Raw genomic sequence first — 22940 nt, 5'->3', positions numbered from 1 at the left:
CCGTCACGATGACTGCCGGTCTGTCGGCGGGGCATGCATGTCCGTGGAGGTGTTCGAGCAGAGGGGAACCGGCATCCATCTACGGGGCGGGGGTCATGAAGAGGCGAGCACGAGGGGGCGGTCCCGTGGTCATCGGGGCCTCCTCGGCGAAGACGACGGAGGAAGTGACCGACACGCCGACGGACCACTCGGCGGCCCCCCAGCTCAGGCGCCGGCTGGGACGGGCGGATCTACGGGCGGTGCCCGAGGCGCGCAGAGCGCTCAGGGAGTTGCTGCGGCACTGGGGAAGGCCGGGACGCTCCGAGATAGCCGAACTGCTCACAAGTGAGCTGGTCACCAACGCGCTCATCCACACCGACCGTGACGCGGTCCTCACCGCCACCCTCTCGTCGCGCGGACTCCACGTGGAGGTAAGGGACTTCGCGGGACGCAGACCGAGACTGCGCGTACCGAGCACCGACGACGGCACGCACGGCAGAGGGTTGATCCTCGTCCAGTCACTCGCGGACGCATGGGGCGTGCGGGCGCACGGCGTGGGAAAAGCGGTGTGGTTCGACCTCGGCGCGGAGGCCGTCTGAGGCAGCGCCGGAGGGGCACTCCGGAGCAGGCGTCACCAACGGGAAGGGGGCGCGGCATCGGCACAAACGGGAAGGGGGCGCGGCATCGGCGCCGCGCCCCCCTTCCCGGGATGGTGTCCGGTCTCAGCCGAACTGCTGTTCAAGGTCCTTGAGTTTGCGCTCCAGGGAGTCGAGCCGCGGCAGCGCCATCGTGTCGTCCTCGGCGGTGAGGTCGACCGTGATCGGGTCAGCGGCGGAGTTCCGGACGGGCTGGAGCGAGGGGCGGGTACCCGAGGGCAGTTCCCCCGCGGGTATGGCAGGCTCCGATGAGACCGGTGCGGGGGCCCGCTCGACGGTCTGCACCTCGACCTGACGGCCGCCGTTGCCCCCGGTGAGCGCGCGGTGGCCGCGGCTGAGCGCCTTCAGCTGCGCGCGCTCGGCCCGCTGCTGCTCGCGGCGCCGCGCCTTGTTGAGCTGCTTCTGGCGCCGGTCCTCGCGCACTTCCTCCACGGCCTCGTCCAGGCTGCGCACACCCTCGAGGAGCATCAGCGACCAGGCCTTGTAGGTCTCGATGGGTGCCCGCAGCCAGCGAACGATACGGATCTGCGGCAGCGGACGCGGCACCAGGCCCTGCTCGCGCAGCGCGGCGCGGCGGGTCTGCTTCAGTGCGCGGTCGAAGAGCACTGCGGCCGACAGCGACATGCCGGCGAAGAACTGCGGGGCGCCCGCGTGATCGACGCCCCTGGGCGCGTGCACCCAGTTGAACCAGGCGGACGCCGCCGCGAACGTCCACACCAGGATCCGGGAGCCGAGCGCCGCGTCGCCGTGGCTGGCCTCGCGGACGGCGAGCACGGAGCAGAACATGGCCGCACCGTCCAGGCCGAACGGGACCAGGTACTCCCAGCCGTCGGTCAGGCCGAGGTTCTGCTGGCCGAAGCCGACCAAGCCGTGGAAGGAGAGCGCCGCGGCGACTGCCGCACAGCAGAAGAGGAGGACGTAGGAGGCCGTGGCGTAGATGGTCTCCTTGCGCCTGCGGCGCTCCTCGGCGCGCTCCCACGAGTCGTCCGCGCTCGCGTTCTCCCCGGAGGAGCGCTTGCCACGCGCGAGCACCGCCACCGCCACCAGCATGCCCAGGAGCAGTACGGCGCCCGGAAGCAGCCAGTTCAGCGATATGTCGGTCAGTCTCATCTGGGGTCCCTTGCATTGGGATAGGGCGTAACGCCCGCCATAGTGGCCCAATCCCACCGGCCCTCAGGGGGTTTCGGGGCAAGAGGCCGCCAAGGAAGTGCGCGAGGGATGCCCAGGACGGCGTTCTGCTCGAACTGCCGCTTGAGGGGCGGGAGTTGAGTTCGAACAAGACTACCCGTACGGGTGGTTCCACGGAAAGTTCCTGCGACAGGTGAGGAACTTGTGAAACGCGTGTGGGTCGCGCGGGGTCTCGTCCGGGGCTGGATCCTACGGCACGCGGACGGTGGTCGGTCACCGGGGTCCCCGAATCTCACCCAACTGGCCTCGTGGACGGTCGGCTTGAGTGTGCGGTCGGCGTCGCGGGTACGCGGCGGGTGGTGCGGGCGTCCTCCGGGCTCGGCGTGTGGAACGGGCAACAGCTCGCCCGGACATGGGTGGGTCGTGACTCACCGCCGGGCCGACGGGTTTGCCGACGGGTTCGCGGAAGGACGGCGGAGCCGGCGTACGGCTGCTCCGCTCCTCGCCGAGTGGGGCGTACGTGTCCTCCGCCGGGGACGTGGTGGACAAGGAGGGGGCTGCCGGGGCGTGCGGGAACCACCGTGTCGCGCTACTCGATGGGTAAGGCTGGCCTTACTGGAGGTGGTCTGTGGGGGAACCGGAGCGTATGGTGCCTAAGGTGCTTTACGAGCGGTAAACAACCGTCGTGACACACATCACAGAGTGAGCGCAGAGTGCAGGACGCCGCAAGGACCGGAGGAGGAGCCCGTGGAGCAGGCCCGTTCCCGTCGCGCGGAGAGCTCTGCCGAGACGGGGCCCGCGGCGTCCGGTACGCGGGCCGTGCGGGTGCCGCACCAGCTCCACGCCGCGGACCAGCTCCACGCCGCGGACGAGGTCCGCGCCGCGGACGAGCTCCACGCCGCGGACGAGGTCCGCGAGCGGGCCGGCGCCACGGGCGCCACCCGCGGTGAGCACACCCACAGCGAGTCGCCGATCCCGCACCCGTGCGTGCGGCAGGACGCGGCCACCGCCGGATCCGTCGCGCAGGACGGGCGTCCCGTTGTGCAGCGGGCCTCCGTCCGCGGGCAGATCCTCGACGCCCTGCGCACCGCACTGGTCGCGGGCGAGCTGACGCCCGGTGAGGTCTACTCGGCGCCCGCGCTCGCCGACCGGTTCGGGGTGTCCGCCACACCCGTGCGTGAGGCGATGCAGCAGTTGGCTCTGGAAGGCGCGGTCGAGGTCGTGCCCAACCGGGGCTTCCGCGTCGTCGTGCGCGGCGCCCGCGAACTGGCCGAACTCGCCGAGATCCGTGCCCTGATCGAGGTTCCGGTGATGCTGCGGCTCGCCCGCTCGGTCCCCGCCGAGCGCTGGGCGGAGCTGCGCCCGCTGGCGGAGGCCACCATCCGCGCCGCGTCCTCCGGATGCCGGGCGACCTATGCCGAGTCGGACCGCGCCTTCCACCGCGCGGTCCTCGCCCTCGCCGGCAACGAGCAACTCCTGCGGATCGCCGACGACCTGCACCGCCGTGCCCAGTGGCCGCTGGTCGAAGCCCCCGTCTCCCGCGGCCGTGCCGACCTGCTCGCCGACGCCGCCGAACACACCGCACTGCTCGATGCGCTGGCCGCCCAGGACCTGACGGTGGTGCAGTCACTCGTACGGGAACACTTCGCCGGGGCCTCCTGACGGGGCCTCCCGGGTGGGCACAGGGGAGGGAACCGCTCCGGCGGCCCCGTGCGTGTCGGCCGGAAACGGGGCGACGGCCCCACGGGGGTGACCGATGGCGATGTTCGAAACACGGCAGCGGGCTGGGCGGGGACACCGGGACCGGCTGGTCGCGCGGGCGCGGCGGGCGGGACGGCACGGCCTCGGCGGGCGGGCGGCGGTCGTCGTCCTCACCGCCGTCGTCATCCTCCTCGCCGTCACCGCCCTCCTGGCCGGCGACCCCGCGTTCCACGACGGCCTCCGGACGTTCGTCCGAGGTCTGTGAGCGGCCGGCCGGAGGGGGTCCGGCTGCGGCGACGGACGGCCTAGTCCCCCTGACCGGTGGCGGTCTTGGAGAAGGCGTCGTGCCAGGCCGCCTTCGCGCCGGAATCGCCTATGCGGTACACGTCGACCACCGCGCCGACGGCCACGGCCACGGACAGCACGGCCGCCGCCACCCGGACGACCGCACCGCCGCGCGACCCGGCCACGGCGCCCTGCGGCGCGGGCGCCCGGCGGGCCGTCCACCACACGGCCGTCGCCAGCAGGAACAGACCGAGGGCCCACGGCAGCAGACCGTCCCCGAGCCGGGCGTGCTCGCGCACCAGGGCATCGCTGCCCACATGCCGCTCCAGCCACTCGCCCGCGTGGGAGGTGAGGGGCACGGTCACCAGCGTGACGAACGCGAGCACCGGCAGGATCAGGCCGAGCCGCCGCGCGGCCCGCGGCCACAGCGCGCTGACGACGAGCGCCAGCGCGCTCAGCGGCACCAGGACGACGACGAAGTGGACGAACAACACGTGCGCGGGCAAGCCGTTGACGACGGTCATCGGAGCGCTCCTCCAGGGGGTGGCCATGGGATCGGCGCGCCAGCCTGGCACAGCAAATTCTCAGCTTCTTCTGAGAACCGGAGGGGATGAGTCCGGGCGAATCCGCCCAAATCCCTACGATGTGGCAGGTTTCACTGGCGCCAACTGCCGCGCCAGCCACGTCGGCACACCTCCCAGCAGCCGGAACAGCCGCCCCGCCTCCGCGCGCAGCCGGGACGCCTCCGGTTCGGACTCCGCGTCCGCGAGCGACGCCAGCGCCGGTGCCGTACCGACGAGGTAGCCCAGCTCCTCGCGGATCCGCAGGGACTCGGCGAAGCCGTGCCGCGCCTCCGTCACCTCGCCGTCCCGCAGGGCGAGCCCCGCCAGGTGCCGCCAGGTGAAGGAGAGCAGCAGCGCGTCGCCGTACGCGGCGGCGCCCGCGTGCGCGCGCCGGTAGGCCGCCCGGGCAGCCTGCGGGGCGTCGGCGAGGTTCTGGGCCACCAGGCCGCGCCGGAAGTCCAGCAGGGCCCTCCCCGGCGTCCCCGGAGGGACCAGCGCCGCCGCCCGGCCGAGCGCGGCCCGCGCCTCGTCGGCCCGGTCCCGGACCCCTAGCAGGGTGGCGGCGTACGCCAAGTACCCGCGTTCACAAGCGGCCGCGCCCCGCTCCTCGTCGCTGTGGGCCTGCGCCTCGGCCGTGCGCAGCGCGTCCTCGGCCTCCTCCCAGCCCTGTTCCGTGTACAGACACCGCTCCACGAGCAGGGCGGCCCGCTGGAGGGATGCCTCGGCCGTCTCCGGATGGAGGAGGGCAGCCGCGTCGGCCCAGCAGGCGCGCGAGCGCAGCCGCCATACCGCGGTCTGGAGTGGATCGTCAGCTGCGGTCGTTCCGGTACCAGACATGGCGGTATGCGCCACGTTGCCCTCCCCGAGCACGCCATCGAGCCTTAGGTGGTGGCGGCATTCCAGCACCAATCGAGGCACCGGGCCAAGAGGGTGGGTGAAGGATTTCACAAAGTCCTGGACCGGGGCGGCGGATGATGACCCCGGTGCCCCACCGCCCTGACCTCAGCTCATGCGCAACGCGAGGAAGAAATCGAGCTTGTCCTCCAGGCGTGAGAGGTCCCGGCTCGTCAACTGCTCGATACGCCCTACCCGGTACCGCAGTGTGTTGACGTGCAGGTGCAGCCGGGTCGCGCAACGGGTCCAGGAGCCGTCGCAGTCGAGGAACGCCTCCAGGGTCGGGATCAGCTCGGCGCGGTGCCTGCGGTCGTAGTCGCGCAGCGGGTCCAGCAGACGGGCCGTGAAGGCGCGGCGCACGTCGTCCGGGACGAACGGCAGCAGCAGTACGTGCGAGGCCAGCTCCTGGTGGCCGGCCGCGCACACCCGGCCCGGGCGAGCGGCGGCGACCCGGCGGGCGTGCCGCGCCTCCTCCAGGGCGCCGCGCAGTCCCTCCGCGGAGAGCACCGCGGCGCTGACGCCCAGCGTGAGCCGGCCGTCGTCGGCGAGCCCCGCGGACAGCGGGTCCCGTACGGCCTGGAGCAGGGCGTCGGCGAGGATCCCCGGCTCGGAACCGTCGTGCTCGGAGGGCACGGCCGGAAGCGGGACGAGCGCGATCGCCTCGTCCCCCGTGTGGGCGACCGCGATGCGGTCGGCGTGCTCGCCCGAAGAGCTCGGCGAAGGGTCGACGAGGATCTCCTCCAGCAGCGCCTGGGCGACCGGCCCGGTCTCCACCTGCGCGCCGTCCCACTCGACCCGGGCCACCACCACCTGCCACTGCGGCGCCGACCCCAGCCCCGGCAGCAGCACGGGTGCGGCGACCCGCAGCCGGGCCGCGATCTCGGCGGGCGCGGCCCCCGTCTGCACCAGCTCCAGGACCTCCTGCGCGAGCCGCCGCCGTACCGTGCGCGCCGCGTCGCGCCGGTCCCGTTCGACCGCGATCAGCTGGGTGACGCCGTACAGCAGGTCGAGCCGCTCCTCGGCCCAGTCCCCGGCGTCCGCCTCGACCGCGAGCAGCCAGTCGGACAGCACCGTCTCGCGCACGTCCCGCGATCCGCCGCCGCGGCCGTTGCTGCGGATCGGGAAGAGGGAGTACGTCGTCGCGCCCAGCGTCACCCGGTGCGTTCCCCGGCGCCCCGTGCGCGTCGCCGCCAGGTGCTCGGCCGCCAGCTTCGCGCACACCTCCGCGGCCGGACCCGGCGTCGGCCCGGCGATCGGCGGGCCGGTGGGGGAGAGCACCCAGGCCCGCAGGTCGAGGTCGGAGTGGAGCAGGTCCAGCACGACGTCCGGGCCGCCGCCCGCCGGGCCGGGTGTCATCATCCGCCGGTGCCGGTCCACCACGGCCGCCAGGTCCCCGGCCCGCTCGCCGGAGACCTGCCGTACGACGTGCTCGGTGATCGTGGCGAACGCCACCGACTCGTGGACGGCGAACAGCGGCAGCCGGTGCCGGGCGCAGGCCGCGACCAGGTCGTCCGGGACGTCGCCCAGCTCCGCCTCGCCCGCCGCGAGCGCGGCCACGCCGGCGCTCGTCAGGATGCGCACGAAGGGCTCGGAGTCGGCGGGGTCGTGCCGCCACGCCAGGCCCGTGAGGACCAGTTCACCGCCGGAGAGGTACCGGCTGGGGTCCTTCAGGTCCGTGGTCATCACACCGCGCACGGTACGGTCGAGCTCGTCCTCGCCGCCGAGCAGCCGCAGCCCCAGCGCGTCGGTGTTCAGCAGTGCGCGCAGCCGCATGTGTCGTTGCCGCCGTTCTTGTCCGGAAATCCATGGTCGGTCGGCCAGGGCGTTGGCCTGGGCGTTTCGGAAGCCGTGCTCGCGGTCGCCGCCGCCGGTGCGTCGTGTTTCCAGGGCAAACCGGAGAGGTTACGGACGACCTCCGTTCATATGAATCTACAAGATGGCCGCCCTCACCAGCCAACTCCTTCATGTTTTCGGTGACTGACCCCGTTGGAGTACCCGGCGGTGTACTGACCCCACTCCACGTGAACAGCACCTGAACGAGCCGGGCCCGCCGCACCGGATATGGCTCGATCCGTACCGCCCCACCGAGACGAAGCAGAAAGAGCCGGTCATGGACTTCCTTCGCCCCGCCAGCTGGGAGGAGGCGCTCGCCGCCAAGGCGGAGCACCCCAGCGCCGTACCGATCGCGGGTGGCACCGATGTGATGGTCGAGATCAACTTCGACCACCGCCGGCCCGAGCACCTGATGGACCTCACCCGCATCGGTGACCTCTACGAGTGGGAGGTCGGCGAGGACAGCGTGCGGCTCGGTGCCTCGGTCCCCTACACCCGGATCATGGAGAACCTGCGGGCCGAGCTGCCCGGCCTGGCCCTCGCCTCCCACACGGTGGCCTCCCCGCAGATCCGCAACCGCGGCGGCGTCGGCGGCAACCTCGGCACCGCCTCCCCGGCCGGCGACGCCCACCCGGCGCTGCTCGCGGCGGTAGCGGAGGTCGAGGTCGAGTCCGTGCGCGGCGCCCGCCGCATCCCGATCGACGCCTTCTACACCGGCGTGAAGCGCAACGCCCTCGCCCCCGACGAACTGATCCGCGCCGTCCACATCGACAAGGCCGACGGCCCCCAGCAGTACTCGAAGGTCGGCACCCGCAACGCCATGGTGATCGCGGTCTGTGCCTTCGGGCTCGCCCTGCACCCCGCCTCCCGCACGGTCCGCACCGGCATCGGCTCGGCCGCCCCGACGCCCGTCCGGGCCAAGGCCGCCGAGGAGTTCCTGAACGCGGCGCTGGAGGAGGGTGGCTTCTGGGACAACGGCAAGATCATCGCTCCTTCCGTCGCCCGGCAGTTCGCGGAGCTGTGCGCCGCCGCCTGCAACCCGATCGACGACGTCCGGGGTACCGCGAACTACCGCCGCCACGCGGTCGGGGTCATGGCCCGCCGGACACTGACCTGGACCTGGGAGTCGTACCGCGGCGCCCGCCGCACCTCGAAGGGAGCCGCGTGATGCGCGTCAACTTCACGGTCAACGGACGTCCACAGGAGGCCGACGACGTCTGGGAGGGCGAGTCCCTGCTGTACGTGCTGCGCGAGCGGCTGGGCCTGCCGGGCTCCAAGAACGCCTGCGAACAGGGCGAGTGCGGCTCCTGCACGGTGCGTCTGGACGGCGTGCCGGTGTGCTCCTGCCTGGTGGCCGCCGGGCAGGTGGAGGGCCGCGAGGTGGTCACGGTCGAGGGCCTGGCGGAGTACGCCAGGCAGCGCGCGTGCGGCACGGACTCCCCCGGCACGTCGCTCGACGAGGCCAAGCGGTGGCAGGCGAAGGGCACCGACTCGCAGACCGGCGAGGGAAGCGAACTCGCGCCGGTCCAGCAGGCGTTCATCGACGCCGGTGCCGTCCAGTGCGGCTTCTGCACGCCCGGGCTGCTGGTCGCCGCCGACGAGATGCTGGAGCGCAACCCGAACCCGACCGACGCGGACATCCGCGAGGCCCTGTCCGGCAACCTGTGCCGCTGCACCGGCTACGAGAAGATCATGGACGCGGTCCGCCTGGCGGCCGCCCGGCAGTCGGAGGGGCTCTGACCATGGCCGCCAACGGAATTCCCACGACGATCACACAGGGGTCCCGGACCAAGGGCGGCATCGGCGAGTCCACGCTCCGCCCGGACGGCACGCTCAAGGTCACCGGCGAGTTCGCGTACTCGTCCGACATGTGGCACGAGGACATGCTGTGGGGCCAGATCCTGCGCTCCACGGTCGCCCACGCCGAGATCGTCTCCATCGACACCGGCGAGGCCCTCGCAACGCCGGGCGTGTACGCCGTGATGACGTACGACGACCTGCCGACCGACGTGAAGAACTACGGCCTGGAGATCCAGGACACCCCGGTCCTCGCCCACGGCAAGGTCCGCCACCACGGCGAGCCCGTCGCGATCGTCGCCGCCGACCACCCGGAGACCGCTCGTCGCGCCGCCGCCAAGATCAAGGTCGAGTACCGCGAACTCCCGGTCATCACGGACGAGGCGTCCGCGCTCGCCCCGGACGCGATCCTCGTGCACGACAACCGCACGGATCACCACGCGGCCCACGTCCCGCACCCGAACATCGTCCACCGGCAGCCGATCGTGCGGGGCGACGTCGAGGAGGCACGCAGGCGGGCCGATGTGATCGTCGAGGGCGAGTACGTCTTCGGCATGCAGGACCAGGCGTTCCTCGGTCCGGAGTCCGGCCTTGCCGTCCCCGCCGAGGACGGCGGCGTCGACCTCTACATCGCCACCCAGTGGCTGCACGCCGACCTCCGCCAGATCGCACCCGTCCTCGGCCTGCCCGAGGACAAGGTCCGGATGACCCTGGCCGGTGTCGGCGGGGCCTTCGGCGGCCGCGAGGACCTGTCGATGCAGATCCACGCCTGTCTGCTCGCCCTGCGCACCGGTAAGCCGGTCAAGATCGTCTACAACCGCTTCGAGTCCTTCTTCGGCCATGTCCACCGCCACCCGGCGAAGCTGTACTACGAGCACGGCGCGACGAAGGACGGCCGGCTCACCCACGTGAAGTGCCGGATCGTCCTCGACGGCGGCGCCTACGCGTCCTCCTCCCCGGCGGTCGTGGGCAACGCCTCCTCGCTCGGCGTGGGTCCGTACGTGGTGGACGACGTCGACATCGAGGCCATCGCCCTCTACACCAACAACCCGCCCTGCGGAGCCATGCGCGGCTTCGGCGCGGTCCAGGCGTGCTTCGCCTACGAGGCGCAGATGGACAAGCTCGCCAAGAGGCTCGGCATGGACCCGGTGGAGTTCCGGCAGCGCAACGCGATGTCCCAGGGTGCGGTCATGCCCACCGGGCAGGTCGTCGACTCACCGGCGCCGGTCGCCGAACTCCTGCGCCGCGTCAAGGCGATGCCCCTGCCGCCGGAGCGCCAGTGGGAGAGCTCCGAGGGCGCGGACGTACGACAGCTGCCCGGCGGCCTGTCCAACACCACGCACGGCGAAGGCGTCGTCCGCGGTGTCGGCTACGCGGTCGGCATCAAGAACGTCGGCTTCTCCGAGGGCTTCGACGACTACTCCACGGCCAAGGTCCGCATGGAGGTCATCGCGGGCGAACCCGTGGCCACCGTGCACACGGCGATGGCGGAGGTCGGCCAGGGCGGCGTCACCGTCCACGCGCAGATCGCCCGGACCGAGCTGGGCGTCGCCCAGGTGACGATCCACCCGGCGGACACGCAGGTCGGCTCGGCGGGTTCGACGTCCGCGTCCCGCCAGACGTACGTCACCGGCGGCGCCGTGAAGCACGCCTGCGAGCTGGTCCGCGAGCGGGTCCTGGAGATCGGCCGGCGCAAGTTCGGCTCGTACCACCCGGCTTGGGCCACGGCGGAGCTGCTGCTGGAGGGCGGCAAGGTCGTCACCGACGGGGGAGAGGTGCTCGCCGACCTGGTGGACGTCCTCGGCGACGAAGCCGTGGAGATCGAGCGCGAGTGGCGGCACCGCCCGACCGAGCCCTTCGACCTGCGCACCGGCCAGGGCAACGGCCACGTCCAGTACTCCTTCGCCGCGCACCGCGCCGTGGTGGAGGTCGACACCGAGCTGGGCCTGGTCAAGGTCATCGAACTGGCCTGCGCCCAGGACGTCGGCAAGGCGCTCAACCCCCTGTCCGTGACCGGCCAGATCCAGGGCGGAACGACCCAGGGTCTGGGCATCGCGGTCATGGAGGAGATCGTCGTCGACCCGAGGACGGCGAAGGTGAGGAACCCGTCGTTCACGGACTACCTGATCCCCACGATCCTGGACACGCCGACGATCCCGGTCGACGTCCTGGAACTGGCCGACGACCACGCCCCGTACGGCCTGCGCGGAGTCGGCGAGGCACCCACGCTGTCGTCAACTCCGGCCGTGCTCGCGGCGATCCGCGACGCGACGGGCCTGGAACTGAATCGCACTCCGGTACGCCCGGAACACCTCACGGGCACGGCGTAACCGGGCCCACCCCCGCCGCCGTTGCGGGCAGTCGTGCCTCCCCAGTGCCCTGACGGCCGCCCGCTGCACCACCGCACGCACCACCGTTCGTCTCGGGCCGTCCCCCGGGTCGTGCACATCCCAACCCCCTATGAAACTTGGGAGACGGCACCATGACCCACCCCTCAGTGGAGCCAAGGCCGACAGCCGAGGACGCGGGCACGAAGCCCCCCGTCCCGGCCGGCAGGCCCTGGCTCGACCGGTACTTCCACATATCCGCGCGCCGATCCACGCTCGCCCGCGAGGTGCGCGGCGGCATCACCACCTTCATGGCGATGGCGTACATCCTCCTGCTGAACCCCCTGATCCTGTCCGGCAGGGACGCGGCCGGGGACACGCTCGACCAGAAGGCGGTGATCACCGCGACCGCGTTCGCAGCGGCGGTCACCACACTGCTGATGGGCTTCGTCGGCAAGGTGCCACTCGCCCTCGCCGCGGGCCTCTCCGTCTCCGGTGTCCTCTCCTCCCAGGTCGCCCCCCAGATGACCTGGCCGCAGGCCATGGGCATGTGCGTGATCTACGGCGCGGTCATCATGCTCCTGGTCGTCACCGGCCTCCGCGAGATGATCATGAACGCGATCCCGCTGGCGCTGAAGCACGGGATCACCATGGGCATCGGCCTGTTCATCGCCCTGATCGGCTTCTACAAGTCCGGCTTCGTGCACCAGGGCAAGGCGACGCCGGTCACCCTCGGCCCGGCGGGCCAGCTCACCGGCTGGCCGGTCCTGCTCTTCGCCGGCACCCTCCTGCTCGTCTTCATGCTCCAGGCCCGGGGCGTCCCCGGCGCCATCCTCATCGGCATCGTCAGTGGCACCGTGGTTGCGGCGGTGCTGAACGCGGCGGGCGCCATCAAGGCCGGCGCCTGGGCGAGCGGAGCACCCGAACTGCACGGCGGCGCGGTGTCGATGCCCGACTTCTCGCTCTTCGGGCAGGTGGAGTTCGGCGGCTGGGGCAAGGTCGGCGTCATGACCGTCGGGATGATCGTCTTCACCCTCGTGCTGGCCGGATTCTTCGACGCGATGGCCACCATCATCGGTGTCGGTACGGAGGCCGGGCTCGCCGACGACAGGGGCCGCATGCCGGGGCTCTCCAAGGCGCTGTTCATCGACGGCGCGGGCGGTGCGATCGGCGGTGTGGCGGGCGGCTCCGGCCAGACGGTGTTCATCGAGTCCGCCACCGGCGTCGGCGAGGGCGCCCGCACGGGCCTCGCCTCCGTCGTCACCGGCCTGCTCTTCGCGGCGTGCCTGTTCTTCACCCCGCTGACGGCGATCGTCCCCCAGGAGGTGGCCTCCGCCGCCCTGGTAGTGATCGGCGCGATGATGCTGATGAACGCCCGCCATGTGGACTGGGCCGACCGTGCCACCGCGATCCCGGTCTTCCTGACCGTGGTCCTGATGCCGTTCACGTACACCATCACCACCGGTGTCGCCGCCGGTGTCGTCTCCTACGTCGCCATCAAGACCGCCCAGGGCAGGGCGCGGGAGGTCGGCGCCTTCATGTGGGGCCTGACGGTGGTGTTCCTGGTCTACTTCGCCCTCCACCCGATCGAGAGCTGGCTGGGCGTGCGCTAGCCGCTTCACCGAGGGACCCTCTTCACAACCGCTGTCAAGGAGACCGAGAGATGTTGGACATCGCCGAGGAGCTGGCCCGATGGGTCGAGCAGGGCCGCGATTTCGCCGTGGCCACCGTCGTGGCGGTCGGGGGCAGCGCCCCCCGGCAGCCGGGTGCGGCCCTCGCGGTGGACGCCGCCGGCACGGCGATCGGCTCGGTCTCCGGCGGTTGTGTGGAGGGCGCGGTGTACGAGCTGTGCCGGCAGGCGCTCCAGGACGGGGGAACCGTCCTGGAGCGCTTCGGATACAGCGATGACGACGCCTTCGCGGTGGGCCTGACCTGCGGCGGCGTCATCGACATCCTGGTCACCCCCGTCCGGGCGGCCGACCCCTCCCGCCCGGTGCTCGCCTCCGCGCTGGCCGCCGCGGCGCGCGGTCGGGCGGCGGCGCTGGCACGGGTCGTGTCGGGCCCGGCGGAACTGCTCGGCAGGGCGCTGCTCGTCCACCCCGACGGCACGTACGAGGGCGGCTTCGGCGGCCACCCGGAGCTGGACCGCACGGTGGCGGCCGAGGCGGGCGCCTTCCTGGACGCGGGCCGCACCGGCACCCTCGAAATCGGAGAGCAGGGCTCGCGCTGTGGAGCGCCGCTCACGATGGTGGTCGAGTCGTCCGTCCCACCGCCCCGGATGATCGTCTTCGGTGCGATCGACTTCGCCTCCGCGCTCGTCCGCATCGGCACGTTCCTCGGCTACCGGGTCACCGTGTGCGACGCCCGGCCCGTCTTCGCCACCCGCACCCGCTTCCCGGAGGCCGACGAGATCGTCGTCGAGTGGCCGCACCGGTACCTGGAGCGCACGCAGGTCGACGCCCGCACGGTCCTGTGCGTCCTGACCCACGACGCCAAGTTCGACGTACCGCTGCTGAGGCTGGCGCTGCGGCTGCCGGTCGCGTACGTCGGCGCGATGGGCTCCCGCCGCACCCATCTGGACCGCAACGAACGCCTGCGCGCGGTCGGCGTCACCGAACTGGAGCTGGCGCGCCTGAGGTCCCCCATAGGCCTCGACCTGGGCGCCCGCACACCGGAGGAGACCGCCCTGTCGATAGCGGCGGAGATCGTCGCCGCCCGGCGGGGCGGCAGCGGCGTCTCGCTCACCGGCGCCCACACCCCGATCCACCACGACACGGCCCAGGCACCGGCCGCGCGGATCGGTTCGGTGGCCTGACCGGTCGCTCCTCCCCGGTCATCGGATTCCGGCGGGCAGCGCCTGCGGGTCGGAGGGCGCGCGCCGTGCGGTGAGCACGGGCTGGTAGTACCCGTCGGGGGCCGGAGTGTGCCAGGTGATGTCGGTGAAGCCGGCTTCGGCGGCGAACTGCGTCAGCTGTGCGCGGGTCAGCGCCCAATAGGTGGTCCGGCGTACCCGGACGTCCCAGGTGCTCCCCTCGGGGATCAGCTGGAAGTGCTCCAGGTCGTAGCGCTCGCCGTCCTCGTGCCAGTGCCAGAGCTGGAAGGTGATCACCTGGCCGTCGGGCGTCCGCACGACCCGGGGCGGTGTCGCCGTGGGTCTGTCCCGGCGGGCCTCGTCGTAGTCCCGGACCGTGATCACCAACAGCCCGTCGTCCCGGAGCACCCGTCGCATGCCGAGGAGCGCGGCCTCGACGTCCCGCGCGGTGAGCAGGTGGGGGAGCGAGTTGTCCGCGCAGACGACGACGTCGAACACCGATGACCTGAAGGGCAGCAGGCGCATGTCCGCGGCAGCCGTCGAAAGGGCGGCCCCGCGGGCAGCACCCTCGGCGGCGGCGCGTGCGGCGGCGACGGGACTCAGGTCACTGCCGACGACCCGGTGCCCGGCCAGGGCCAGCCCGATCGCCTGGGTACCGATCCCGCAGGAGCAGTCCAGGATCCGGTACGGCCCCGACCCGAGACGGCGGCGGAGCAGCCCGCCCAGCACCTCGGCCTGGTGGGCCATGCTCGTGTCCCAGTCCGCGAAGATCAGGTGGTAGTCCGGGGCCAGCCGGTCGTAGAAGTCCCGCACCGAGGAGTCGGACAAGCTCCCGCCCCTTCCGGTCACCGGGCGCGCTTGCGGGCGAGGAGGTAGCCCTGCGGGGACTTCTCCCAGCCCTCGGCCGCCCGCACGAGCCGGGCGATCTCGTCGAAACCGGCGTCCGTCAGCAACTCGGAGACATGCTCGGGCCGGAAGTGGTAGACGTCGAGGGACAGGTCGTGCCCGTAGGCGTGGTCCAGGTGCCGGCGCTCGTCGCCGACCTTGAAGGCCATCAGGAGGTGGCCGCCGGGCGCCAGCACCCGGTGGAACTCGGCGAAGCACACGGGCAGTTCCTGGGGCGGCGTGTGCACCGTGGAGTACCAGGCGAGGGCGCCGGCGAGCGTGTCGTCCGCGATGCCGAGGCCGGTCATCGACCCCACCTCGAACCGCAGCGAGGGGTGGACCCGCCGGGCCACGGCCACCATCCCGGGGGAGAGGTCGACCCCGAAGGCGTCGAGCCCCAGCTTGTCCAGGTGGCCCGTCACCCGTCCCGTCCCGCACCCGAGGTCCCCGACCGGCCCGCCTCCGGCCGCCCGTACCCGCTCGGCGAACACCCCCAGCATGGCCCGGTCGAAGGGACTGTCGTCCAAGGCGTTCCTGAGCAGCCGGTCGTAGTCCGCGGCGACGGTGTCGTACGACGCCCGGGTGGTGCGGAGGTGTGTGGCATCGGTCATGACGGTGGACTGTAGACGCCACCACTGACACCGGGGGCCGGATTCGGCCTGAGCAGTCCGTCCATCGCGCGCCCGAACATCCGCCGGGCGAGCCACCCGAGCGGCCGGTCGAAGAGGGCCGGCAGGAGGCGTACGGCCAGTTCCTCCCGCCACACCACGCGCGAGCCCGTGTCGCCGTGGGGACTCACCTCGATCTCCGCCCAACCGGTGACGACACCGCCGCGTTTGACCATGCGGCACCGGGTCGGCGGCCGCCAGTCGACCACTTCCATCGGGTCGTCGAAGGCCAGCGGTCCCACGCCCGAGCGGGCCACGAACACGGTGCCGACGCCCGTCGGCGCGGGCGTCGGCACCGTGACGCGGGTCAGTGGCACCACATCGGCGTGGCGCGGCCAGTCCGTGAGCCGGAGCCAGGCCTGCTCGACCGGGAGCGGGGTGACGCGTTCGAGCCGGAAGAGGACCACCGGGGGATCGTACGCGCGCGGGTGCTCCGACACCCGGCGACGCGCCTCGGGGCCCCTACCGCATCCGCACGTGCGTAGGTACAACAGCCAGGACGTACTCTCCTGCGGAGACGCCGGTCGTCCCTGACCCGCAGTCAGGGAGTGACGTCGAGGGTCTGGCACATGCATTTCGACGTCGTCCCTGACCCGCAGTCAGGGAGTGACGTCGAGGGTCTGGCACATGCATTTCGAGGGCCTGGCACATTCATGGGAAACTCGGCTCAGACGTGCAGCAACTCCCGTGCCCGTACGGGCAGTCCGGTTTCGAACGACCGGTTCGCGGCCGGCCCCGTCACCAGGGAGCGCGCCCCGGCCGTGGCGTCCGCCGCCCGCCCCAGCGGGTCCTCGGCGTGCTCGCCGAACAGGTCCGCCGGCATCCGTACGTCCCCGCCGCCGTGCCCGCCCTCGCCGGTGGCGACCTTCACCTCGCGCGGGCGCTCCCAGAACCGGCGCAGCAGCAGCTCGGTCCGGCCCGCCTGCGCGTCGGTCTCGGCGCCGTGCAGCACCGGGCCGGTGGCGCCGTCCCGCGTCCGGCGCGGTGACCACGTGGACTCCTCGACCAGCAGCTCCAGCCGCCCCTCGCTGCCGTTGAAGGCGATGCGGTAGCCCTCCCAGGGCGCGTACGCGGTGAGGTGGTACGTCAGGCTCGCCCCGGACGCGTACCGCACCAGGACCGCCATGTCGTCCTCGATGGTCACACCCGGCCCGAACACGTTCTGGTCCCGGTGGTAGCCGTCCTCCCGCTCCGCCTCCAGGTACAGCGCGCTGAGCACCGGGGAGTCCGCGAGCCGCAGCGCGAAGGGGGCGCCGTCGGCCGCGGGGGAGCCGTGGGCACGGGTGTACGGACGGGCCAGGCCCCGGCGCCGGCCGGCCTCGTCGCCGTAGAAGAAGAGGCCGCCCTGCGCGAAGACGGTCTCGGGCCGGGAGTCCAGCCACCAGTTGACCAGGTCGAAGTGGTGCGTCGCCTTGTGCACCATCAGGCCGCCGGAGTTGGCCTTCTCCCGGTGCCAGCGGCGGAAGTAGTCGGCGCCGTGCCGCAGATCGAGCAGCCACTCGAAGTGCACCGACCCGACCTCGCCGATCTCCCCGGCCGCCAGCAGCTCCCGTACCGCCGAGTGCACCGGGTTGTAGCGGTAGTTGAAGGCGACCCGCACCTCGCGGCCGGTGCGGCGCCGGGTGTCCAGGATGCGGCGGGCCCGCTCGGCGTCCGTGGTCATCGGCTTCTCGGTGACCACGTCGCAGCCCGCCTCCAGGGCGGCCACGATGTAGTGGTCGTGGGTGCGGTCCACACTGCACACCACCACCAGGTCGATGCGCTCACGGCGCAGCATCAGTTCGAAGTCCTCGGCGTCGTACGCCGGTACGGGCGGGCGGCCCGGATGGTCGGCGGTGATCCAGTCGTTGTGGACGGCCATGCGGTGGGCGTTGACGTCGCAGAAGCCGGCCAGTTCGATCCGGTCCGCGTACGGCACTGACAGGGCCTCGGTGAAGAGCCGGGCACGGGCGCCCAGGCCCACGACGGCGGCGCGGCGGCGAGGTGCGGTGTCGGAAGTCATGCTCGGGGCTCCGTCCCACGGAAGCGGTGCAGAGGGCTTGTTGTGACATCCGCCGTGCCAAGGGCTTCTACCGCTCCGCCTTCTACGCGCCCTCCCTGCTCGGCGCGTCCATGTCCATCGCGCTCGTCTGGCGGGCGATCTTCAACGACGGCGGCACGGTCGACCACCTCCTCGGCACCGGCGGCTGGGTCACCCGACCCGGCTGGGCGCTGCTCGCGGTCGCCCTGCTGACGGTGGGGCAGTTCGGCGCACCGACGGTCATCTTCCTCGCCGGACTCCAGCAGATCCCTGGGGAGTTGTACGAGGCCGCCGAGGTCGACGGGGCGAGCCGGTGGCGGCAGTTCCTGTCCGTCAGCGTGCCGATGCTGTCCCCGGTGATCTTCTTCAACCTGGTGCTCCAGACCATCCAGGCCTTCCAGGCCTTCACCCCCGCCTTCGCGGTCAGCGCCGGCAAGGGCGGGCCCGCCGACTCGACCCTGTTCTACACGCTCTACCTCTACGACCGCGGCTTCGTCGCCTCCCACATGGGCTACGCCTCGGCGATGGCCTGGGTGCTGCTGCTGGTCATCGGCGCGGTCACCGCGGTGCTGTTCCGCACCTCGCGGTCCTGGGTCTTCCACGCCTCCGACACTGATGGGGGAGCCCGATGAGGACGACTGCCTCCACCCTGCGCAAGCCGGTCGCCCGGCGCCGGGTGGCCCTGCACGCCGGCTGCCTGGCCGCGCTGCTGGTGATGCTCTACCCGTTGGCGTGGCTGCTCGCGACCTCGCTCAAGCCCGCGGACGAGGTCATCGCCAGCCTGAACCTGCTGCCCGGTCACCTGGAGTGGTCCAACTACAAGACGGCGCTCGACGGCGTGAACGACGTCTCCGTCTGGCGGCTGCTCGGCAACTCCCTGCTCATCGCGGGGGCGCGGTCCTCGGCAACCTCATCTCCTGCTCCCTGACCGCGTACGCCTTCGCCCGGCTGCGGTTCCGCTTCCGCGCGCCGCTGTTCGCCTTCATGATCGCCACCATCATGCTGCCGCACCACGCCGTGCTGATCCCGCAGTACATCATCTTCAACAAGCTCGGCATGGTGAACACCTACTGGCCGCTGATCCTGCCCAAGTTCCTCGCCACGGAGGCGTTCTTCGCCTTCCTCATCGTGCAGTTCATGCGGGGGCTGCCGCGCGAGCTGGAGGAGGCGGCCCGGATCGACGGCTGCGGGCCGTTCCGCTCGTTCTTCCTGGTGATCCTGCCGCTGACCCGCCCGGCCCTGATCACCACGGCGATCTTCACCTTCATCTGGACGTGGAACGACTTCTTCACCCAGCTGATCTACCTCTTCTCGCCGGAGAAGTTCACGCTGACGCTGGCACTGAGGTCGTTCGTGGACGCGTCCAGCACCTCGGCGTTCGGCCCGATGTTCGCGATGTCGGTGATCGCGCTGCTGCCGATCGTGCTGTTCTTCCTCGCCTTCCAGCGGTTCCTGGTGGAGGGGATGGCGAGTTCGGGGCTGAAGGGATGAGCGGGTACGGGGCCGAAGGGATGAGCGGGCAGGGGGCCGAAGGGATCAGCGGGCACAGGGCCGAAGGGATCAGCGGGCACAGGGCCGAAGGGATCAGCGGGCGTACGGTGCGGGAGCCCGGGGAGGTCTTCGGTCCCCGGATGACCCTCTTCGCCGACGTGCTGAGCTTGGGCCTGGCGACGGCGGTCGCGTCCCTGCCGCTGCTGACCGCGCCCGCGGCGCTGTCGACGGCGTGCGCGGTCCTGCGCGGGGTGCGGGAGGGCCGGCCGGTCACGGTGGGACGGTACCTTCGGGTGCTGCGCGGCCGCCTGCGGGTCGGGGACCTGGCGGACGGGGCGGTGGCCCTCACGGGTGTCCTGCTGCTGCTGGCGACGGACCTGGCCCTGGCGGGCGCGGGCCTGCCGGGCGCGCCGGGGTTCGCGGTCACGGCAGCGGCGATCGGCGCGTGTGCCGCGGCGGTGGGCCTGCGGGCCTGTGCCCGCCCCGAGTCACTGACGGACTGGCCGACGGCGGTACGCGCGGCAGCCGGGACAGCGGCCCGGGACGCGGGCGGCAGCGCCCTCGTCCTGCTCGCCCTGGTGACGGCGGGTCTGTGCGCCTGGATGCTGCTGCCGCTGGCGTTCCTGGCCCCCGGCCCGTTGGCGATGGCCGTGACGGCGGTGGAGGGGCGGGGCCGGCAGGGGGGAGACGCGACCGACTGAACTCGGAGCCGGCCCCATCCGAAGGACAAGCCCCCCTCATCCGAGAGACGCCCTAGCCGTCCCTGCGGGGTGAACCGGTCAGCCAGGTCACGACACGGCTGATGTCGGCGAGCGTGACGATGCCGACCAGGCGCCCTTCGTCCAGCACGAGGGCCCTGCGCTCCCGGCTCTCCTGGAGGCGGGGCAGCAGCTCCACGACCATGTCGCCGGGTGCGGTCGTCTCGATGTCCGCGAGCGGGCGCATCACCTCGCCGATGGTGGTGGTCGGCCGGGCGTGCGGCGGGACGTCACGGACGCCGCCGACGGTGACCAGCCCGGCCACACCGCCGGCGGGCGCCAGGACCGGGAAGGCGGAGTGACGGAACCGGTCGAAGGCCGTCTCCGCGAGGAACTGGCCCACGGTCATCGCAGCGGGGACGGTGACCGGGTCCCGGGTCATCACCCGGCTCACCGGGACGCCGTGCAGGGCGCTGCGCAGCTCCGCCTGGCGGGCCTCCGCGGTCGCGGTGGTGATGAGGAACCAGCCGATCAGCGCCGACCACAGCCCCGACAGATTGCCCGCGAAGAGCACCGCCGCGAACCCGCCGGCCATCAGCATCCAACCCAGGACCCGGCCCGCTGCCGAGGCGCCCCGGGTCGCTCGCACCCGGTCACCGGTGCGGTGCCACAGGAACGACCGCAGCAGCCGTCCACCGTCCAGCGGGGCCGCCGGCAGGGCGTTGAACACGGCCAGCACGATGTTGATGGCGGCGAGCCAGGCGACGGCCTCGACCACCAGTCCCGAGACGTGCAGGGCGTCGAGACCCACGGCCAGGCCCGTGCACACCCCGCCCGCGACCAGGCTGGTCAGCGGCCCCACCGCGGCGATGCGCAGCTCGGCGCCGGGTGTCGGCGCCTCCGTGCGCAGCCGGGCGGCACCGCCCAGCATCCACAGCGTGATGCCGTCGACCTGGACGTCGTTGCGGCGTGCGACGACCGCGTGGGCGAGTTCGTGCGCGAGCAGCGACGCAAGGAACACCAGCGAGGTCAGCAGCGCCGCCGCCCAGTAGGTCCAGGCCGGGTGACCGGGGTGGGCCGCGGGAAGCCGCCCGCGGGCCAGGGCGACGGCGACCAGCACGATGATGACCAGCACACTCCAGTGCAGGCCGACGCGTACGCCGGCGATGCGCCCGAGAGACAGTGTCTCCTTCACCGAACCCCCCGCCTTCCCGGCGCCCGGCCCGTCGGCCGCGATCCCGCCCGAGCGGCCGCCGGGCGCGCGCCGCCTCGTCACGACGCTCTCCAGCGGAGATGATTCCTCCTCCTCTCATCGTCCGCCCGGTTCGCGGGAACGCCGAGCCGGTCCCGACAGGCGTTTCACCGTCCGCCGACCTCGTGTCATCGTGGCCCGTATGGGGACAGGACTGGACATGGCCGTGCTCGTGGGGCTGCAGGCCTCGGGGAAGTCGACCTTCTACGTGCAGCGGCTCTCCGGCCGGTACGAGCTGGTCAGCAAGGACCGGTTCCCCCGACGCTCCCGCAACAAGCAGCGGCGGCAGATGCGGCAGGTGCAGGAGGCCCTGGCGGCGGGGCGGCCGCTGGCGGTGGACAACACCAACCCGTCGCCGCAGGAGTGGGGCCCGCTGGTGGAGGTGGGCCACGCCCACGGCGCGACCGTCACGGCGTACTGGTTCCCGCCGGACCTCACGGGCTCGCTGGCTCGCAACGCCACCCGCGCGGACCGTGAGCGGGTCCCGGACATCGGTGTGTTCGCGACCCTGAAGCGGTTGCGCAGGCCGTCCCCGGCGGACGGCTTCGACGCGGTCCTGGAGGTGCGTTTCGACGGGCGCGGCGGCTTCGAGGTCCGGTGACCGGCCCTGCAGGCTTTTCCCGCTGCCCGGTCGGTGCTGCGGTCGCGTAGTCCTTCCCTGCGGCCTGGCCGAGGCAGCGCCGGGGCCGCGGCCGGTCACTCGTACACCGCGCCCGGTCGGGGCCTGGCCGGGGCGAGGAGTTCGGTGATGGTGACGAAGGTGTAGCCGCGGGCCTTGAGGGCGGAGATGATGCCGGGAATCGCGGCGACCGTACCGTTGTAGCCGCGGTTGGTGGGGTCCACGAGGTCATGCAGCAGGATGATCCCCCCGGGACCTGTCTCGGCCAGGATCCGGCTGCTGATCAGGCCGGAGTCGGTGGTCTGGTAGTCGGATGCACTGGCGCTCCAGAGGACCTGCGCCATGCCGAGTTGCCGGCAGATCGCGGTCACGGTCGCGTTCGTACGACCCTCCGGCGGGCGCAGCAGGACCGGCCTGTGGCCGATGACCTTCGCCACCGCGTCGCGGCCCTGGGTGATCTCCTTGCGCGCGTCGGCCGGGCTGATCTCGGTGAGGATCCGGTGCGACCAGGTGAGGGTCTCCACCTCGTGGCCTTCCGCGGCCATCCGCCCGACGGTCCCCGGGTACTTCCGGACGTGGTGCTTGCCCAGCGTGAAGAACGTGGCGTGCACCCCGTACCGGCGCAGGATGTCCAGGATCCGCGGGGTGCGTGCGCTCGGTGAGTCGTCGAAGGTGAGGGCCACGCACTTCGCCCTCCGGCAGTCGGCGGGCCGTTGGGGCCGTTGGGGGTTGTGGGCGGATCCGGTCGCCGTACCGCTCGCCGATGGCGCCTGCTTGGTGGTCCCGTCCCGTGGGGTGAGGCCGTTGCCGCCGCAGCCGGACGGGCCGAACGCCAGCGCCGATGCGGTCACCAGTGTGGTGACCCAAGAACCTCGGTGAGGGATACGAGGCATATGCGCGATTTTAGTCAGGGTGTGCATCGCGGGCGCCCTGAGCGGTGACGTCACCAGTTCGAGAGGTGATGTACTGGTGAACGTCGCCGTCCTCGGCCATAAAAGTGAACGTTGAATGCGGGTCCAGGAGGGTTGGACTACCCGCAATTCGTCACCCTCTTGACAGGTGACTCACGTCCATGTGAATCTGACGTCCACGGGAGCGAGAGGACTCGATCCGCCACCGACCGAGCGGAGGTCGACCATGGAAAGTCGGGGTGCTGTGGACAGTGCCGCTGTGGCACGTCAGGCGCGGTTCGGCAAGTTGCCCGAGCGCATTCGGTTCGAGGACATGGTCGAAGAAAAGCAGGCGACGCCGAACGACCCGGCAAGGGACGCCTACAACCCCGAGGGATCATGGATGTCCTTCTCCTGCCTGGCGGCCGACCTGGGCCTCTGA

21 protein-coding genes and 2 pseudogenes are annotated in these 22940 nt (G+C 72.1%); 13 read left to right on the top strand and 10 right to left on the bottom strand.

Going from position 1 to position 22940, the window contains the following annotated elements:
* Nucleotides 1–125 precede the first annotated feature (125 nt).
* The gene (locus tag ACFYZJ_RS01205; RefSeq protein WP_388561533.1) at nt 126–578 is read left to right on the top strand and encodes an ATP-binding protein; all 453 of its coding nucleotides are present in this window, start codon (nt 126–128) and stop codon (nt 576–578) included.
* A gap of 123 nt (nt 579–701) precedes the next feature.
* On the opposite strand, the gene ACFYZJ_RS01200 is transcribed toward ACFYZJ_RS01205, so the two are convergent.
* On the bottom strand, nt 702–1745 hold the full coding sequence (locus ACFYZJ_RS01200) for a DUF2637 domain-containing protein (protein WP_388561531.1): 1044 nt from the start codon (nt 1743–1745) through the stop codon (nt 702–704).
* A gap of 765 nt (nt 1746–2510) precedes the next feature.
* On the opposite strand from ACFYZJ_RS01200, the gene ACFYZJ_RS01195 reads away from it, so the two are divergent.
* Both ACFYZJ_RS01195 and ACFYZJ_RS01190 read left to right on the top strand, forming a co-directional pair.
* Complete coding sequence (locus tag ACFYZJ_RS01195; RefSeq protein ID WP_388561529.1) at nt 2511–3425, top strand: GntR family transcriptional regulator; 915 nt, start codon at nt 2511–2513, stop codon at nt 3423–3425.
* A 94-nt stretch (nt 3426–3519) separates the two neighbouring features.
* Nucleotides 3520–3729: a hypothetical protein gene (locus tag ACFYZJ_RS01190; protein WP_388561527.1), complete on the top strand. Its 210-nt coding sequence runs from the start codon at nt 3520–3522 to the stop codon at nt 3727–3729.
* A 40-nt stretch (nt 3730–3769) separates the two neighbouring features.
* Here ACFYZJ_RS01190 and ACFYZJ_RS01185 read toward each other — a convergent pair whose 3' ends face one another.
* From ACFYZJ_RS01185 to ACFYZJ_RS01175, 3 genes are all read right to left on the bottom strand, one after another.
* On the bottom strand, nt 3770–4273 hold the full coding sequence (locus ACFYZJ_RS01185; protein ID WP_388561525.1) for a DUF2231 domain-containing protein: 504 nt from the start codon (nt 4271–4273) through the stop codon (nt 3770–3772).
* 114 nt (nt 4274–4387) lie between these two features.
* Complete coding sequence (locus tag ACFYZJ_RS01180) at nt 4388–5164, bottom strand: hypothetical protein (protein ID WP_388561523.1); 777 nt, start codon at nt 5162–5164, stop codon at nt 4388–4390.
* 150 nt (nt 5165–5314) lie between these two features.
* Entirely contained in the window at nt 5315–6979 is a 1665-nt protein-coding gene (locus tag ACFYZJ_RS01175; protein WP_388561521.1) for a PucR family transcriptional regulator, read from the bottom strand.
* A gap of 337 nt (nt 6980–7316) precedes the next feature.
* Between ACFYZJ_RS01175 and ACFYZJ_RS01170 the strand changes: the two genes are divergently transcribed.
* The 5 genes from ACFYZJ_RS01170 (at nt 7317) to ACFYZJ_RS01150 (ending at nt 13978) form a co-directional block, all read left to right on the top strand.
* On the top strand, nt 7317–8207 hold the full coding sequence (locus ACFYZJ_RS01170) for an FAD binding domain-containing protein (protein ID WP_388561519.1): 891 nt from the start codon (nt 7317–7319) through the stop codon (nt 8205–8207).
* A complete protein-coding gene (locus tag ACFYZJ_RS01165; RefSeq protein WP_388561517.1) occupies nt 8207–8779 on the top strand; it encodes a (2Fe-2S)-binding protein in 573 nt (190 codons plus the stop codon). The genes ACFYZJ_RS01170 and ACFYZJ_RS01165 overlap by 1 nt, the downstream gene beginning before the upstream one ends.
* A gap of 2 nt (nt 8780–8781) precedes the next feature.
* Nucleotides 8782–11166 (top strand): xanthine dehydrogenase subunit D, encoded by a 2385-nt coding sequence (gene pucD / locus ACFYZJ_RS01160; RefSeq protein ID WP_388561515.1) that lies wholly within the window; start codon nt 8782–8784, stop codon nt 11164–11166.
* Nucleotides 11167–11318: 152 nt separating this feature from the next.
* The gene (locus ACFYZJ_RS01155) at nt 11319–12776 is read left to right on the top strand and encodes an NCS2 family permease (RefSeq protein WP_388561513.1); all 1458 of its coding nucleotides are present in this window, start codon (nt 11319–11321) and stop codon (nt 12774–12776) included.
* Nucleotides 12777–12826: 50 nt separating this feature from the next.
* The gene (locus ACFYZJ_RS01150) at nt 12827–13978 is read left to right on the top strand and encodes an XdhC family protein (RefSeq protein WP_388561511.1); all 1152 of its coding nucleotides are present in this window, start codon (nt 12827–12829) and stop codon (nt 13976–13978) included.
* An 18-nt stretch (nt 13979–13996) separates the two neighbouring features.
* On the opposite strand, the gene ACFYZJ_RS01145 is transcribed toward ACFYZJ_RS01150, so the two are convergent.
* The 4 genes from ACFYZJ_RS01145 to ACFYZJ_RS01130 form a co-directional block, all read right to left on the bottom strand.
* A complete protein-coding gene (locus tag ACFYZJ_RS01145; protein ID WP_388561509.1) occupies nt 13997–14803 on the bottom strand; it encodes a class I SAM-dependent methyltransferase in 807 nt (268 codons plus the stop codon).
* A 17-nt stretch (nt 14804–14820) separates the two neighbouring features.
* Nucleotides 14821–15471: a class I SAM-dependent DNA methyltransferase gene (locus ACFYZJ_RS01140; RefSeq protein WP_388561507.1), complete on the bottom strand. Its 651-nt coding sequence runs from the start codon at nt 15469–15471 to the stop codon at nt 14821–14823.
* Nucleotides 15468–15935 (bottom strand): SRPBCC family protein, encoded by a 468-nt coding sequence (locus ACFYZJ_RS01135; RefSeq protein WP_388561505.1) that lies wholly within the window; start codon nt 15933–15935, stop codon nt 15468–15470. The genes ACFYZJ_RS01140 and ACFYZJ_RS01135 overlap by 4 nt, the downstream gene beginning before the upstream one ends.
* Nucleotides 15936–16195: 260 nt before the next feature.
* Nucleotides 16196–17530 (bottom strand): Gfo/Idh/MocA family protein, encoded by a 1335-nt coding sequence (locus ACFYZJ_RS01130; RefSeq protein WP_388561503.1) that lies wholly within the window; start codon nt 17528–17530, stop codon nt 16196–16198.
* Nucleotides 17531–17580: 50 nt separating this feature from the next.
* Between ACFYZJ_RS01130 and ACFYZJ_RS01125 the strand changes: the two are divergent.
* The 3 genes and pseudogenes from ACFYZJ_RS01125 to ACFYZJ_RS01115 all read left to right on the top strand — a co-directional run.
* Nucleotides 17581–18180, top strand: a pseudogene (locus tag ACFYZJ_RS01125) (carbohydrate ABC transporter permease); the annotation flags it as partial.
* Nucleotides 18177–19039, top strand: a pseudogene (locus ACFYZJ_RS01120) (carbohydrate ABC transporter permease). The pseudogenes ACFYZJ_RS01125 and ACFYZJ_RS01120, both read left to right, overlap by 4 nt.
* A 140-nt stretch (nt 19040–19179) precedes the next feature.
* Entirely contained in the window at nt 19180–19740 is a 561-nt protein-coding gene (locus ACFYZJ_RS01115; RefSeq protein ID WP_388561501.1) for a hypothetical protein, read from the top strand.
* A gap of 52 nt (nt 19741–19792) precedes the next feature.
* Here ACFYZJ_RS01115 and ACFYZJ_RS01110 read toward each other — a convergent pair whose 3' ends face one another.
* The gene (locus tag ACFYZJ_RS01110) at nt 19793–21013 is read right to left on the bottom strand and encodes a site-2 protease family protein (protein WP_388561499.1); all 1221 of its coding nucleotides are present in this window, start codon (nt 21011–21013) and stop codon (nt 19793–19795) included.
* Nucleotides 21014–21131: 118 nt separating this feature from the next.
* On the opposite strand from ACFYZJ_RS01110, the gene ACFYZJ_RS01105 reads away from it, so the two are divergent.
* On the top strand, nt 21132–21590 hold the full coding sequence (locus ACFYZJ_RS01105) for an AAA family ATPase (protein WP_388561497.1): 459 nt from the start codon (nt 21132–21134) through the stop codon (nt 21588–21590).
* A 95-nt stretch (nt 21591–21685) separates the two neighbouring features.
* Here ACFYZJ_RS01105 and ACFYZJ_RS01100 read toward each other — a convergent pair whose 3' ends face one another.
* Entirely contained in the window at nt 21686–22501 is an 816-nt protein-coding gene (locus tag ACFYZJ_RS01100; protein ID WP_388561495.1) for a polysaccharide deacetylase family protein, read from the bottom strand.
* 244 nt (nt 22502–22745) lie between these two features.
* Between ACFYZJ_RS01100 and ACFYZJ_RS01095 the strand changes: the two genes are divergently transcribed.
* The gene (locus ACFYZJ_RS01095) at nt 22746–22940 is read left to right on the top strand and encodes a hypothetical protein (RefSeq protein ID WP_388561493.1); all 195 of its coding nucleotides are present in this window, start codon (nt 22746–22748) and stop codon (nt 22938–22940) included.

Origin of the sequence: Streptomyces sp. NPDC001848 (assembly GCF_042891915.1) — a bacterium.
GTDB lineage: Bacteria > Actinomycetota > Actinomycetes > Streptomycetales > Streptomycetaceae > Streptomyces.
The sequence above is the reverse complement of the archived record's forward strand: the minus strand, read 5'-3'. Positions and strand labels throughout refer to the sequence as shown.

Excerpts from the sequence above, each read along its gene's own strand:
- ACFYZJ_RS01185 (WP_388561525.1), bottom strand. The coding sequence starts at position 4,273 with ATGACCGTCGTCAACGGCTTGCCCGCGCACGTGTTGTTCGTCCACTTC.
- ACFYZJ_RS01095 (WP_388561493.1), top strand. The coding sequence starts at position 22,746 with ATGGAAAGTCGGGGTGCTGTGGACAGTGCCGCTGTGGCACGTCAGGCG.
- ACFYZJ_RS01115 (WP_388561501.1), top strand. The coding sequence starts at position 19,180 with ATGACCCTCTTCGCCGACGTGCTGAGCTTGGGCCTGGCGACGGCGGTC.
- ACFYZJ_RS01175 (WP_388561521.1), bottom strand. The coding sequence starts at position 6,979 with ATGCGGCTGCGCGCACTGCTGAACACCGACGCGCTGGGGCTGCGGCTG.
- ACFYZJ_RS01200 (WP_388561531.1), bottom strand. The coding sequence starts at position 1,745 with ATGAGACTGACCGACATATCGCTGAACTGGCTGCTTCCGGGCGCCGTA.
- ACFYZJ_RS01170 (WP_388561519.1), top strand. The coding sequence starts at position 7,317 with ATGGACTTCCTTCGCCCCGCCAGCTGGGAGGAGGCGCTCGCCGCCAAG.
- pucD (WP_388561515.1), top strand. The coding sequence starts at position 8,782 with ATGGCCGCCAACGGAATTCCCACGACGATCACACAGGGGTCCCGGACC.
- ACFYZJ_RS01130 (WP_388561503.1), bottom strand. The coding sequence starts at position 17,530 with ATGACTTCCGACACCGCACCTCGCCGCCGCGCCGCCGTCGTGGGCCTG.
- ACFYZJ_RS01190 (WP_388561527.1), top strand. The coding sequence starts at position 3,520 with ATGGCGATGTTCGAAACACGGCAGCGGGCTGGGCGGGGACACCGGGAC.
- ACFYZJ_RS01100 (WP_388561495.1), bottom strand. The coding sequence starts at position 22,501 with ATGCCTCGTATCCCTCACCGAGGTTCTTGGGTCACCACACTGGTGACC.
- ACFYZJ_RS01155 (WP_388561513.1), top strand. The coding sequence starts at position 11,319 with ATGACCCACCCCTCAGTGGAGCCAAGGCCGACAGCCGAGGACGCGGGC.
- ACFYZJ_RS01105 (WP_388561497.1), top strand. The coding sequence starts at position 21,132 with ATGGGGACAGGACTGGACATGGCCGTGCTCGTGGGGCTGCAGGCCTCG.
- ACFYZJ_RS01150 (WP_388561511.1), top strand. The coding sequence starts at position 12,827 with ATGTTGGACATCGCCGAGGAGCTGGCCCGATGGGTCGAGCAGGGCCGC.
- ACFYZJ_RS01165 (WP_388561517.1), top strand. The coding sequence starts at position 8,207 with ATGCGCGTCAACTTCACGGTCAACGGACGTCCACAGGAGGCCGACGAC.
- ACFYZJ_RS01140 (WP_388561507.1), bottom strand. The coding sequence starts at position 15,471 with ATGACCGATGCCACACACCTCCGCACCACCCGGGCGTCGTACGACACC.